The 13595-nt window shown below is 70.7% G+C and carries 11 protein-coding genes; 7 read left to right on the top strand and 4 right to left on the bottom strand.

Features of this window, described 5'->3' with window-relative positions; all coding sequences use genetic code 11:
* The first annotated feature begins 104 nt into the window (after nt 1–104).
* The 4 genes from ACZ69Q_RS07595 to ACZ69Q_RS07580 all read left to right on the top strand — a co-directional run bounded on the left by ACZ69Q_RS07595 (nt 105) and on the right by ACZ69Q_RS07580 (nt 4591).
* Complete coding sequence (locus ACZ69Q_RS07595; RefSeq protein ID WP_471037947.1) at nt 105–1679, top strand: purine-cytosine permease family protein; 1575 nt, start codon at nt 105–107, stop codon at nt 1677–1679.
* On the top strand, nt 1676–2374 hold the full coding sequence (locus ACZ69Q_RS07590) for an alpha/beta fold hydrolase (RefSeq protein WP_471037945.1): 699 nt from the start codon (nt 1676–1678) through the stop codon (nt 2372–2374). Before ACZ69Q_RS07595 ends, ACZ69Q_RS07590 begins: the two co-directional genes overlap by 4 nt.
* 73 nt (nt 2375–2447) lie before the next feature.
* Nucleotides 2448–3617, top strand: coding sequence for a lactate 2-monooxygenase (locus tag ACZ69Q_RS07585; RefSeq protein ID WP_471037943.1), 1170 nt, complete (start codon nt 2448–2450; stop codon nt 3615–3617).
* Nucleotides 3614–4591, top strand: coding sequence for a 2-hydroxyacid dehydrogenase (locus tag ACZ69Q_RS07580; protein WP_471037940.1), 978 nt, complete (start codon nt 3614–3616; stop codon nt 4589–4591). The genes ACZ69Q_RS07585 and ACZ69Q_RS07580 overlap by 4 nt, the downstream gene beginning before the upstream one ends.
* A 156-nt stretch (nt 4592–4747) precedes the next feature.
* On the opposite strand, the gene ACZ69Q_RS07575 is transcribed toward ACZ69Q_RS07580, so the two are convergent.
* From ACZ69Q_RS07575 to ACZ69Q_RS07565, 3 genes are all read right to left on the bottom strand, one after another.
* Nucleotides 4748–6361 (bottom strand): RICIN domain-containing protein, encoded by a 1614-nt coding sequence (locus ACZ69Q_RS07575; RefSeq protein ID WP_471037938.1) that lies wholly within the window; start codon nt 6359–6361, stop codon nt 4748–4750.
* Nucleotides 6362–6877: 516 nt separating this feature from the next.
* A complete protein-coding gene (locus ACZ69Q_RS07570) occupies nt 6878–7255 on the bottom strand; it encodes a toxin Doc (protein ID WP_471037936.1) in 378 nt (125 codons plus the stop codon).
* Nucleotides 7256–7258: 3 nt separating this feature from the next.
* Nucleotides 7259–7504: a hypothetical protein gene (locus ACZ69Q_RS07565; RefSeq protein ID WP_471037933.1), complete on the bottom strand. Its 246-nt coding sequence runs from the start codon at nt 7502–7504 to the stop codon at nt 7259–7261.
* Between the two features lie 211 nt (nt 7505–7715).
* Here ACZ69Q_RS07565 and sigJ point away from each other — a divergent pair, with 211 nt between their 5' ends.
* The 3 genes from sigJ to ACZ69Q_RS07550 all read left to right on the top strand — a co-directional run bounded on the left by sigJ (nt 7716) and on the right by ACZ69Q_RS07550 (nt 11071).
* Entirely contained in the window at nt 7716–8648 is a 933-nt protein-coding gene (gene sigJ, locus ACZ69Q_RS07560; protein WP_471037931.1) for an RNA polymerase sigma factor SigJ, read from the top strand.
* On the top strand, nt 8645–10129 hold the full coding sequence (qcrB, locus tag ACZ69Q_RS07555; protein ID WP_471037927.1) for a cytochrome bc1 complex cytochrome b subunit: 1485 nt from the start codon (nt 8645–8647) through the stop codon (nt 10127–10129). The genes sigJ and qcrB overlap by 4 nt, the downstream gene beginning before the upstream one ends.
* A 141-nt stretch (nt 10130–10270) precedes the next feature.
* Nucleotides 10271–11071 (top strand): acyl carrier protein, encoded by an 801-nt coding sequence (locus ACZ69Q_RS07550; protein WP_471037923.1) that lies wholly within the window; start codon nt 10271–10273, stop codon nt 11069–11071.
* Nucleotides 11072–11145: 74 nt separating this feature from the next.
* Here ACZ69Q_RS07550 and ACZ69Q_RS07545 read toward each other — a convergent pair whose 3' ends face one another.
* The gene (locus ACZ69Q_RS07545) at nt 11146–13389 is read right to left on the bottom strand and encodes a glycoside hydrolase family 9 protein (protein WP_471037920.1); all 2244 of its coding nucleotides are present in this window, start codon (nt 13387–13389) and stop codon (nt 11146–11148) included.
* Nucleotides 13390–13595: the final 206 nt, after the last annotated feature.

The raw sequence follows: 13595 nt of genomic DNA, 5'->3' as shown, positions 1-13595 counted from the left end.
GAGGACGGACATCCGCGCTGCCCGCACACCCCAGCGGCAGGCACCGGCCGTCACCCACGCCGCGCCACAACGCGCTCCACCGCCCCGCCCCCGCTGGAGCCCCCGTGTCCCCTCAGCCCGAACTCCCCTCCCCCGCTCCCTCCTTGACGGAGGTCGAGTCCCATGGCGTCGACCGCATTCCGGACGCCGAACGCACCGCGAGCCCGCTGGATCTGTTCCGCCTCGCCTTCGGCGGCGCCAACACCTTCTCCACCTGCGTCCTCGGTGCGTTCCCGATCCTGTTCGGCCTCTCCTTCTGGCAGGGCCTCGCCGCCACGCTGCTCGGCGTCGTCGCGGGCGCCCTGATCCTGTGCCCCATGGCCGTGTTCGGACCGGTCAACGGCACCAACAACGCCGTCTCGTCCTCCGCGCACCTCGGCGTGCACGGCCGCGTGGTCGGCTCCTTCCTGTCTCTCCTCACGGCCGTCGCGTTCTTCTCGATCTCGGTGTGGAGCTCCGGCGACGCCCTGGTCGGCGGCGCACACCGGCTCTTCGGCCTGGACCGCGGCAACCTGTCGTACGTCGTCGCGTACGCGCTGTTCGCGGGGCTGGTCCTCGCGGTGTGCGTGTACGGCTTCCGCTTCATGCTGTTCGTCAACAAGATCGCCGTCCCCTCGGCGAGCGTGCTGTTCCTGATCGGCGCCGTCGCCTTCGCCGGTGACTTCGACCCGTCCTACGCGGGCGTGTTCACCGACTCCGCGGACGCGGCGACCCGGTCGCTGTTCTGGCCGTCGTTCATCGGCGCGGCGCTGATCGTGCTGTCCAACCCCGTCTCGTTCGGGGCGTTCCTCGGCGACTGGTCCCGCTACATCCCGGCGAGCACCCCGCGCCGCAAGGTGATCGGCGCCGCGTTCCTGTCGCAGATCTCGACGCTGCTGCCGTTCGTGTTCGGCCTGGCGACCGCGAGCATCATCGCCACCAAGGTCCCCGAGTACGTCGATCCGGCGGCCCCCGACTTCGTGGGCGGCCTGCTTGCGATCTCGCCCGGCTGGTACTTCCTGCCGGTGTGTCTGCTGGCGCTGATCGGCGGCATGGCGACGGGCACGACCGCGCTGTACGGGACCGGCCTCGACTTCTCCTCGGTGTTCCCGCGGCTCACCCGGGTGCAGGCCACCCTGCTGGTCGGCGCGCTGTCGATCGCGTTCATCTTCGTCGGACGGTTCGGGCTCGACCTGGTGCAGTCGATCTCGACGTTCGCCACCATGATCATCACCTGCACCACGCCGTGGATGGTCGTGATGATGCTCGGCTACTGGACCCGGCGCGGCTGGTACGACCCCGACGCCCTCCAGGTCTTCAACCGCCGTCAGCGCGGCGGCCGTTACTGGTTCGCGCACGGCTGGAACTGGCGGGGCATGACCGCCTGGTGGGTGGCCGCGGTGATCGGCGTGCTGTTCACCAACATCCCCGGACAGTTCGTCGGCCCGCTCGGCGATCTGGCCGACGGGGTGGACATCAGCCTGCCCTTGTCGCTGGCGGTGGCGGCCGTGCTGTTCCTGGCGCTGCTGCGGCTGTTCCCCGAACCGCGGGCCGTCTACGGGCCCGACGGCCCACGGCTGGCGCGGACCGTCGAGGTGCCGGTGCCGCCGATCACCGGGCCGGGGGCGTTGTCAGCGCCGTCGGCTACGTTGCGGGCATGACCAATTTCGTACTGGTGGCGGGGGCGTGGCTCGGGGCGTGGGCATGGGACGAGGTGGCCGCCGAACTGCGCACGGCCGGCCACGGCGTCCATCCGCTGACGCTCACCGGCGTCGCCGAGAGACAGGGCGAGCCGGCGCCGGGGCAGCAGACCCATGTCGAGGACATCGTCACCGAGGTCGAGCGCCTCGATCTGCGGGACGTCGTCCTGGTCGGGCACAGCTACTCGGGCGTGCCGGTCGGGCAGGCGGCCGTGCGGATCGGTGACCGGCTGAGTCGCGTGGTGCTGGTGGACGCGAACGCCCCCGTGAACGGGGAGTCGTTCCTGGCGGGCTGGCCGAGCGACGAGGTGCGGGCGGCGATCGCGAAGAACGACGGCTTCTGGCCGCCGCTCACTGCCGACGAGTGCGCGGGCCAGGGCCTGACGGAGGAACAGACCGTCCGCCTCGTCGACGGCTCGACCCCGCACCCGGGCGCCACGCTCACCGGACCGGCGGTCATGCCGCGCCCGTTGAGTGAGGTCCCGGGCACCTACATCAAGTGCCTCCTCGACGGCGAGGAACCGTGGGGCGCCGCGGCCGAGCTCCTCAAGGGCGACCACTGGAACCTGGTGACCATGGACACCGGCCACTGGCCGATGTTCTCCCAGCCGCACGATTTGGCCCGCATCCTGCACCAGTCGGCGACCGCCCCCTGATCCACTCGCACGCCTACCGGTCGGTATGGTCTGCGTACAGCGCGTTCTCAGTGACGAGAGGCGGGGCGTACGCATGGGCAAGCACTGGGCGGACTTCCAGTACGAGATCTATCTGAACGGGATGTCGGGGGCCGTCCCGCGGCTGCCCACCGATCTGACGCGGCTGGAGGAGCTCACCGAGCAGCGGCTCGGTCCGGGCCCCGTCGGCTATGTGGCGGGCAACGCGGGCGACGGCAGCACCGCCCGCGCCAACCGGGCGGCCCTGCGGCGGCGCAGGATCGTGCCCCGCATGCTGCGGGACGTGCACGAACGCGACCTGTCCGTCGAGGTCCTGGGCCGCGCCCTGCCCGCCCCGCTGGCCCTGGCACCGATCGGTGTGCTGTCGATCATGCACCCGGACGCGGAGTGCGCGGCCGCCCGGGCCGCCGCCGCGCAAGGTGTGCCGTTCACCCTGTCCTCCGCGTCCAGCACCCCCATGGAGCAGGTCGCGCAGGCCATGGGCGACGCGGAGCGCTGGTTCCAGCTCTACTGGCCGAAGGACCCGGAGGTGGCCAGGAGTTTCCTGGGCCGGGCGAAGGCGGCCGGGTTCAGCACGCTCGTCGTCACGCTGGACACGCCCATGCTGGCCTGGCGGCCCCGCGACCTCGACCAGGCGTATCTGCCGTTCCTGCACGGCGTGGGCACCGCCAACTACTTCTCCGACCCGGCCTTCCAGGCGGGCCTCGCCAAGCCGGTCCACGAGGATCCGAACGCGGCCGTCATGCACTTCGTCGGCATGTTCTCGGATCCCGCGAAGACCTGGCCGGACCTGGCGTTCCTGCGGGAGAACTGGGACGGCCCGATCGTCCTGAAGGGCATCCTTCACCCGGACGACGCCCGCGCCGCCGCCGACGCCGGGATGGACGGGGTCGTCGTCTCCAACCACGGCGGCCGCCAGGTCGCCGGCTCCGTCGGTGCGGCCGACGCCCTGGCCCGAGTCGTGGAGGCGGTCGGCGACCGGCTGACCGTCCTGTTCGACAGCGGCATCCGCACCGGCGACGACATCTTCAAGGCGCTCGCCCTCGGCGCGAAGGCGGTGCTCGTCGGACGGCCGTACGCCTATGGGCTCGGCCTCGACGGACAGGCGGGCGTCGAGCACGTCATCCGCTGTCTGCTCGCCGAACTCGACCTGACCCTCGCCCTGTCCGGGCACGCCGGCCCCGCCACACTCGGCCCCGCCGACCTCATCGAGGAAACCGCATGACCGCCCAGCAGAACGTCCTCGCCGTCGTCTCGCCCCATGTGGGGGGCCGTGGCATCGGCGCCGGCCTCGCCACGCTCTTCCCCACGGACGTGAACGTCACCGTCGTGGAGGCGGCCGACGAGGACCCGGCCGCCCTTCGCTCGGCGCACGTCGTCATCACCGCGCTCGCGCCCGTGACCGCCGAACACCTCGCCGCCGCACCGCAGTTGCGGCTTGTGCAGTGCGCGAGCCACGGCTTCGACTACGTCGACGTCGACGCGGCCCACGAACGCACGGTACGGGTGTGCAACATCGGGTCCAGCGGCGCAGAGGCGCAGAACGTGGCCGAGCAGACCTTCGCCCTGATGCTCGCGCTCGCCAAGCAGCTCGTGCCCGCGCACACCGCGCTGGTCGAGGCCGACTGGGCACTCCCCCGCCTCCAGAACTCGCTGACGGAGCTGTGCGGCAAGACGCTCGGCATCGTGGGCCTGGGCCAGATCGGGCGGGAGGTCGCGCGGCGGGCGGTCGCCTTCGACATGAGCGTCGTCTACGCCGGACGCCGCCGGCTGCCGCCGGAGACGGAGGCCGAGTTCGGCTCGGCCCGCCACGTCCCGCTCGACGAACTCCTGAGCACCGCCGACTACGTCTCCCTGCACACCCCGCTCACCGACGAGACCCGGCACCTGCTCGACGCCGAGCGGCTGGCGCTGCTGAAGCCGACGGCGTTCGTGATCAACACCGCGCGCGGCGCCCTGATCGACCAGGACGCCCTCGCCGACGCACTGGAGAAGGGCGCCCTGGCCGGGGCGGGCATCGACGTCTTCGACCCCGAACCGCCCACCCCGGCACTGCGTCTGCTCCGCGCCCCGAACGTGGTGCTGTCGCCGCACGCCGGCGGCGTCACCCGCGAGACCCTGGTCCGCATCGCCCTCGCCGCCGTGCAGAACGTGACGGACTACGTGGCGGGCGGGACACCGCGGGACGTCGTGAACTGAGCGCTCAGCCGGAAGTGCCGCAAGCTGGAAGTGCCGCATCACTTGTCGCTCGTCCGCGGCGCCGTCGTGGCCGGTCGCGCGGTTCCCCGCGCCCCTGGGCGGCGCTGGGAACCGCAGTCGACTTAGCCTGACCCGCTCGGGCCCGTCGGGCTGGGACTACGCGTCCTCCTCCCCCAGCCTCACCGCCCGCGCCCCCGGCGTCTCAACTTCCGCGTCGGACAGGGACCCGGGGCTCGCCGACGTCGTCGGATCGGTCAGCCAGCGCTGTCCGTCGGAGCCGTCGCGGACCTTGACGACGATGTCGGCGCCCACGTCCGCCGTGGTGGCCGCGAGGGCGAGCTGCTCGTCCCAGCGGGGCAGCAACTCGCCCTGGACGGTGAGGTCGTAGCGCACATCGTCGGCCCGCTCCGCGTCGTCGTCGACGCACTTGCCGAGGATCACGACACCGGCGTCGATGTGCGAATCCAGGCACAGATCGGGCTCCGCCACGCTGCGCAGCAGGCCGTCCTTCTCGTACGACCACTGCTGGGTGTCGTCGTCCGAGCACTTCGCCAACTCCGTGCCGGCCCCGGCCTCGGCCGTGCCTCGAATGTCGAGACAGAGGCCGGCCTCGGCATTGCGCAGGCTGGTCCGGCGAGGGGCGTTGGGGAGTTGGGCTGTGCTGGGGGGCGAGGAGGACACGGCCGGGGGCGGTTGCGTCGCCGTGTCGCCGCCGGTGGCCGAGGCGGCCGGGTCGACGCCGTCGTCGTCCGACAGGCCCCCGGCGAGCATGATCGCGATCAGGCCCGCCGAGGCCAGGCCCACCCCGGTCATCAGCGTCCGTGAGGAGCGCGGTCCGCCGGCCGGTCGGCGCATCTGTGCGGGGATCCGCGACAGCAGACGACGGCGGCCGGCGCCGTGCCGGGCCGCCCCGCGCGTCCGGGCGGCGCCTTCCTGGGCGCGGCCGGGCCGGGTGTCCAGATAGCGGCGTGCGCCCCAGCCGAGCACCGACTCGGCGATGAGCACGCCCAACCCGCCCTCGAAATGACTCAGTTGTTCGGCGGCGTTACGGCAGTAGCGGCACTCCGTCAGATGCTGCTGGACATCCGGCAGCAGGGCCCCGCCACGGCGAATCGGGACGTCGAGGAGACGGTTGTAGAACCGGCAATCCTTCGTGGGCGCGAGTTCCCGATGGGCATGTACACAACCTTCGCGGAATTTATCACGCGCCTGTTCGAGTGCGGCCGAGGCGGTAACGGTATCCATGCCCAGCAGACCGGCGGGGACGCTTAACGGCTCTGCTTCGACCTCCGTGTGCCACAGGAGACATCGGGCAAGTCCCGGAAGCGCCTGGAATGACCGATCGGCAAGCTTCCGATTTTCGGGCGTCATGGACTTCGCGGTACGCATACCGCGACCGCCCGCGGGTTTCCCCAACTCCGGCAGAACGCCCGCTATTCGGTCGTCGGAGGACCACTGGCGGACCGTGTCCCGGACGGCGACGAGGAGCCGGGGACGCAGTGCGACGGCGGGCTCGCCGAGCGCCAGACGGTCGAGGACCTGATGGAACGCGGCCGCGGTGACCAAATCCACGACATCGGCCGGCGAGGCGAGGCAGATCACCGCGTATTCGCGGGCGGGCTGCCAGTGGCGGGCCATGAGGAGCGCGACGGACGGGGCGGCCTCACCGTCCGGCCGGCCCCGAAGTCTGGCGGCGAGACCTTCGTCGGATTCCTCGGGAACCCCGCCGGGCGGGGGGTAAGGAGGGCGAGGGGGGTGGGGGGTGGGCACTGAACGGATTCCTTCCCACGCGCAAGACACAGAAGTTCTGATCGCCGAAAAGGAGCGGTGACTTGGTGTGTACCTCTTCGACGCGTGCGCGGGGAGCACGAATTCACCGACGCCCATCCGCACCGGTTCCCCCGCGGAACGAATGAGCTACGGAATTTTCCACCCCCCACGGGTACTTCACCCTTGCACAGCGCACTGATGACCAACAAGGCACTTGGGCAACATGAGCCCCATTGAAAGAAAGTCAGATACGTCGGCAACTCGCCGCACCCGCGCCACCTTTACGCATTCCATGCGCCCCGTGTGAAACCACCGCACGCGCCGGATCACCACGCACGCTCCCCGGCGCACGCTCCGGCGTAGTCCACTGGGACCGGCCCTCTCGGAAGGCCCGGCGCAGGACTCCTGCGCGTCATGGGCCGGCGACCCCGTTCCTCCCGCCCTCGGTCGGCGGCCCCGGGGCGGAAGGAACGGGGACCGCCGCGACGGCGGATTCGAGGGCGGGCGTGAAGGCTCCTAGATCTGCCAGGAACGCAGGCGGTCTGCCGCGCCGTACACGTCGACCTTGCCGGAGATCAGGTCGCGGGCGAGGTCGACGAGGGTGCCGTAGGGCGGGTCGATACCGACACCGCTGACGAACATGTAGGCCACCGCCGCCGAGCAGGCGAAGCGGGCGTTGGCCGAGGGCAGCGGCTTGAGCAGGGCGAGGGTGTGCAGCAGCGCGGCGGCCCGCCAGGCCGGGTCGGAGTCGACGCCCAGTCGGGGCGGATCCACACGATGGCGGGCGACGGCGGCGACCAACGCGGAGAAGTCGTTGATCGTGGGCTGGTCGGGCAGGACCTCTTCGTGCCGCTGGAGCAGCCAGGGCACGTCGATGTGGATGACGGGTGCCATCGGTCAGGCGGCTCGTCCCTCGCCCCTGGCGGGCGGTTCGTCGTCGGGGAAGGCGGCCGCGAACTCGTCGGCGTGCGACGAGAAGAACCGGCGGAACGCCTCGGCGCCCTCCTGTAGCGCGCGGTGCCGGGCTATGTCCGCCGCGGCGGCCTCCCGCACGAGCGCCTTCATCGACGTACCGCGCTCCTTGGCGATCTGCCGCAGGTCCTCTAGCTCGCGGTCGCTGAACTCCACATTGAGAGCTGGCATGCTCCTCACGGTACCGCTCGGGTACTCAGGCGTAAATACGAGCAGGTCAGGTGTGATGTACGCCGGTACCCAGGGGTGCCGAGCCAGGCCTCCCGGCGTGCGACCGCGCGCCGATGCCCCCGAGACGTAGGTCACATTCGGCCGTGGGGTGTCACATTCCGACCTCCGTCGGGCCTCGCAGTAGTGAGCGCGCACCCGGGAGGCCCCACGCATGTCCGACATCCCCGCAACCGTCACCGACGACGCGACCGTCGTCTTCGTCCAGCACCGTGAGCTGATGTTCGGCGTCGTCTACAACATGCTCGGCAGTGTCGCCGACACCGAGGACGTCCTTCAGGAGACCTGGCTGTCGTGGACGGCGCGGGGCGGCGGCGCGCCGCTCGACGGGGTCGAGAACCCGCGGGCGTACCTGGTGAGGATCGCGGTCAACCACGCCCTGACACGGCAGGCCGCGATCACCCGGCGGCGCGAGACGTACGTCGGCCCGTGGCTGCCGGAGCCGCTGGTCACGGAGGACGAGGACGCCGACGTCGAGGGCCCGGCGCTGCGCAGCGAGTCGGTGTCGCTCGCGATGCTGGTGGTCCTGGAGTCGCTGACCCCGCTGGAGCGCGCGGTGTTCGTGCTGCACGAGGTGTTCGGCTACCCGCACACGGAGATCGCGGACATCATCGACCGCAGCCCGGCCGCCGTACGGCAGTTGGCGCATCGCGCACGCGGGCATGTGCACGCCCGGCGGCCGCTGTACGAGGCGCATCCGCGGGCGCGGCGGGAGGCGACCGAGCGGTTCGTGCGTGCCGCGGTGGGCGGGGACATCGCCGAGCTGATGGAGATCCTCGCGCCGGACGTGACGGTGTGGACGGACGGCGGCGGCAAGCGGAAGCGGGCGGGGCTGCGTCCGGTGCACGGCCGGGACAAGGCGGTCCGGCTCTTCGACTCGTTCGCACGCCGCGGCGGCGCGGGAGGCGACCATCTGGACCTGCGCTACCGGCAGGTCAACGGCGACGACGCGGCGGTGCTGTTCCAGGGCGAGGAGCCGTACGCCGTCCTGGTCCTGGACCTCACGCCGGACGGCGAGCGGGTGTCGGGCGTCTACGTGGTGAGCAACCCCGAGAAGCTCACGCATGTGCGCCGGGGGCAGGCATGAGCGCCGCCCGGGAGCTGCCCGGCCGGGGTGAGCGGATCGCGGACTGGTTCGACGGCCGGCTCGGCATCCACACGCTCGGCCGGAAGTATCTGCGCAAGGTCTTCCCGGACCACTGGTCCTTCCTGCTCGGCGAGATCTGTCTGTACAGCTTCGTCGTGCTGATCCTGACCGGCGTGTACCTGACCCTGTTCTTCCATCCGTCGATGAACGAGGTGACGTACCACGGCAGTTATGTGCCGCTCAACGGCGTGCGCATGTCCGAGGCGTACGCCTCCACCCTCGACATCAGCTTCGACGTGCGCGGCGGGCTGCTGATGCGGCAGGTGCACCACTGGGCGGCGCTGGTCTTCGTCGCCGGGATGCTCACGCACATGATGCGGCACTTCTTCACGGGGTCGTTCCGCAGGCCGCGGGAGATCAACTGGCTGTTCGGCTGGACCCTGCTGTTCCTCGGCCTGTTCGAGGGCCTGTTCGGCTACTCGCTGCCGGACGACCTGCTGTCGGGGACGGGCCTGCGATTCGTGAACGGGGCGCTGCTGTCCGTCCCGGTCGTCGGGACGTATCTGTCGATGTTCCTGTTCGGCGGCGAGTACCCGGGCCACGACATCGTGGCCCGCTTCTACTCGCTGCACATCCTGGTCATCCCCGGCATCATGGCGGCGCTGGTCGTGGCGCACCTCCTGCTGGTCGTGTACCACAAGCACACGCAGTTCGCGGGGCCCGGGCGCACCGAACGCAATGTCGTCGGCGCGCCGTTCATGCCGGTGTACCTGGCGAAGGCGGGCGGCTTCTTCTTCCTCGTCTTCGGCGCCCTCGCCCTGATGGCCGCCGTGGCGACGATCAACCCGGTCTGGTCGTACGGCCCCTACCGTGCCGACCAGGTCTCCACCGGCGCCCAGCCGGACTGGTATCTGGGCTTCGCCGAGGGCCTGGTCCGGATCATGCCGGGCTGGGAGATCACGCTGTGGGGCCACACGCTCGTCCTCGGTGTGCTGATCCCCGTCGTGGTCTTCCCGCTCCTGCTGGTCTTCATCGGGGTGTATCCGTTCCTGGAGGCCCGGGTCACGGGCGACAGGCGCGAGCACCACCTCCTGGACCGCCCTCGCAACCGCCCGGTCCGCACCGGGATCGGCGCGGCGTGGATCAGCCTGTATCTGGTGCTGCTGGCGGGCGGCGGCAACGACATCGTGGCGACCCGGCTCCATCTGTCGATCAACACGGTGACATGGTCGATCCGGATCGCGGCCCTGGTCGTCCCGGTGGCCGTCTTCGTCGTCACCCGCCGGATCTGCCTGGGCCTGCAACTCCAGGACAGGGCAAGGGTGTTGCACGGCCGCGAGACCGGTGTGATCAAGCGCCTTCCGCACGGCGAGTACGTCGAGGTGCACGAGCCGCTGAGCCCGGCGCGGCTCCACACGCTCACCGCCCATGAACGCCCCGGCGAGCTCGTGGAGCACGAACCGCGGGGCAACTCACGGTAACGAGCGGTCGAACGAGGTGTACCGGGGCCGTATCGGCGCTACGGCCCCTACAACCCCGGGTGAGGGCCCGCTGTCAGACCCGGTACCGACACCACTGGTGTTCCGGGCACCCCAACGGCTCACCTTATCAACGGAGTTCACGTGTACAAGCGCTCAACGGCCGTCCGGCCGACCGCCGTCGCCGCTCTCGCCCTTGCCGCCGTCGCGGCGGCCACCGTCGTCGCTGTGCCGCCCGCCCACGCGGCGGACGGCGACGACTATGCGGTGACCCTCGACAGCGCCACCGCCACGACCGACTACACCCACCGCACGGTCGACCTGACCGGCACGCTGACCCGCACCGACGGCACTCCCGTCGCCGACGCACCGGTCAAACTGGAGGAATCGGTGCTGTTCGACACCTGGAACCCGTGGGGCGACCCCATCGACCCCACCGAGTGGGAGACCCGCGACGTGGGTACCGTCCGCACGGACGCCGAGGGCAACTTCACCCTCCAGGATGTCCCCGCGGACCGCGTCGAGGACCGGCCCAGCCCGTACCTCTTCCCGCGTCACCAGGTCATGTTCCGGGCGATCTACGACACCGATCCCACCGACAACCACATGGCGTTCGCGGACACCACGGTCAAGGTGCGACCCGTGACCAGCGCCATCTCCTACCGGGTCAACAAGACCACCGTGCGCAAGGGCGACACCCTCGTCGTGAAGGGCCGGGTCTCCTGGCCGGCCGGGCACGGCCCGATCGCGGGCACCCGAGTGTTCCTGCGGACGTACTACGAGAGCTCGTACAACGCCCGGACCACCACCGACGCGCGCGGCAACTTCACCGTTCGCGCCAAGATCCGGGACTACGACAACGAGTTCGTGGTCTTCTCGGCGCCGGGGGACTACTACCTGGCGGGCGCGAGCAAGAACCTGCCGGTCAAGAACGTCAATCCGTGACCCGGGCGCCCGGCGCGGGGAGGCCCGCTGCCGCACCCTCGGCAGCGGGCCTCCCGTCCGTCGGGGTCCGGCCCTCACCCCTGGTCGGCGACGAAGGAGGCCATCCGGGTCAGGGCGGAGTTCCAGTTGATCGTGTGCTCGTTCGTCGACCAGGACTGGATGTCGTCGATGTAGCAGAACTGACCGACGCAGCCCTGGAGTTTGCTCTGTGCGTAGGGGTCCTGGATGCCTGAGTTCGGCCCGCCCGCGAGCGTGCCGGCCGGCGGGTTCGGCTGGTCCGGGTCGAGCTGGTGGGCGTACCAACGGGCGTGCTGGTTATGGGAGTTGACCTCGCCGTAGCCGGTCACGTACGACATGTTCAGCGCGTTGCGCCCGAAGAGGTAGTCCATGCTCTGCACCGCGCCGTCACGGTACTTCGAGGCCCCGGTGATGTCGTACGCGGTGGCGATGACGACGGCGTTGTGCAGGATCTGGTGGTTGGAGCCCCAGTCGTAGAGGTTGCCGTCCGGGGCGTACGGCATGCCGTACGGCTGTGCCTTCAGCGTGGCGAGGTAGCTGTCGGCACCCTTGATCACGGACTGGCGGACCTTGTCCCCGCCGGGCAGCCTGTTCGGCACGGTCGCCAGGTCCAGTCGGGCCGCGGCGGCCGTCCTGGCCCAGTCGTAGCCGAGGGCGCCGAAGATGTCGGCCGTGTGGACGGGCGAGTTCAGGACGTGCTGCGCGAACTCCCGCTCCCCCGTGCTGAGATACAGCTCGGCCGCGGCCCAGTAGAACTCGTCGGTGACGTTGTTGTCGGCGTAGGTGCCGCCGCCGATGCCGTCGCTCTCGGAGGCGTACCGGTCGGGGTGCGCGAGCGCCGCCGACCATGCCTTGCGGGCGGCGGCCAGCGCCTTCGCCGCGAACTGTCTGTCGTACGGCTTGTACAGGCGCGCCGCCTGCGCGGCCGTCGCCGCGAGGTTCAGGGTCGCGGCGGTGGACGGCGGGTGCAGTTCACGTTTCTGCGGATCGGCACTCGGCAGCAGCGGCAGGCCCGTCCACTGCTCGTCGTGGATCTTGTGGTGTGCCATGCCGGCCAGCGGCTGCCCCGCGGGCACCTGCATCTTCAGCAGGAACTCCAGCTCCCAGCGCACCTCGTCCAGGATGTCCGGCACCTTGTTGCCGCTCTCGGGAATGGCGAGCGTGCCGTCGCCCAGCCGCTCCGACTCGCCGGTGCGGGCGAGCAGTTCGCGCTCGTAGGTGCTCAGCAGCTCCCACACGGAGATGCCACCGTTGACGACGTACTTGCCGTGGTCGCCGGCGTCGTACCAGCCGCCGGTCACGTCGAGCTTGTAGTCGCACACGCCCGGCTGGCAGGGCACCGCGCCGTCGCCCTGGTTGGGTGTGACGTCGACGTGTCCGGCGGGGCGGGCGTAGCCGGGACGCAGGTCGTCGCGGATCGGGATACCGCTGCGCTGCGTGTAGTAGTACTTCACGGCGTCCAGGCGCAGCCGCTCGTAGGCGGCCGTCCCGATGTCGAAGGGGCGGCTCGCCTCACCGTCGGCGACGAGCGTGAAGTCCTTGCCCTGCCTGCGGTAGGCGCCGAAGTCGATGGAGTGGACGTTCTGCGCGGAGGAGACGTCGGTGCCGCGCGGCACGGTCCAGCCGTGGGCGACGACGGCCCCGGAGGCGTTCTTCAGCTTCCAGGGCAGTTTCCCGGTGGCGTCGGTGACCAGCGTGGCGTTCTTCGGTCCGGCGGGCAGATAGGCCACCTGGTTGACCCGCACCCGCGGGCCGGTGTCGGGCTCGTACACCTCGGGCGGGACGCCGCCCAGCAGCGAGGCGTCGTCCATGCAGAACCGCCACGCGTCCGCGCTGCCGCCGACCTGGAAGGCGACCTGGCCCTGCGGGGTGTCGACCGGTGAGGTGAACGTGTACGAGTAGGAGTTCCCGGAGACGCTCAGCTCCGGAGTGACCTCGAAGTAGGTGTCGTACGGGGCCGCCGACAGACCGACGACCGCCCGCACTACATGTCCCTCGGGCGAACCGTTCGCGGTGAAGGAGAAACGGTACGACTCCCCCTTGGTCAGGGTGATGTCGTTCTGGCCCACGGCGGCGTCCCAGGGGTTGGTGGTGCCGCCCGGCACATCGGCGCAGAGCTGCCCGTCGGACAGGCTCGCGGTGACGTTGCTGCTCGTCCACCACGGCTCGGTGGTGGTGTCGAAGGTCCCGTTCTTGAGCTGCTCGACCTCTTCGGCGCCTGCGGGGGCGGCCGGCAGTGCGGTGAGGCCTGCGGCCAGCAGGGCCGTCAGGGACAGCAGGGTGGTTCTGCGTCGTTTCACGTCTGGGCTCCTCGGGTGAGGTGCGGGTGACGCTCGATGATGGGAGCGCTCCCAGAGGCGGATGCAGCCCATGGTTGTTGGCGACATGACAGTCCGTCAACGGTCCTGACAGGTGGCTTTCGGCTGCGGCTCCGTTGTGGCTGGTCGCGCAGTTCCCCGCGCCCCTGAAGGGGCGCGGGTGAGCCCGGCGTCCGGACCGTGACGTG

Source organism: Streptomyces sp. NPDC036764, from assembly GCF_055609385.1.
This window is presented reverse-complemented; position numbering and strand designations above follow the sequence as displayed.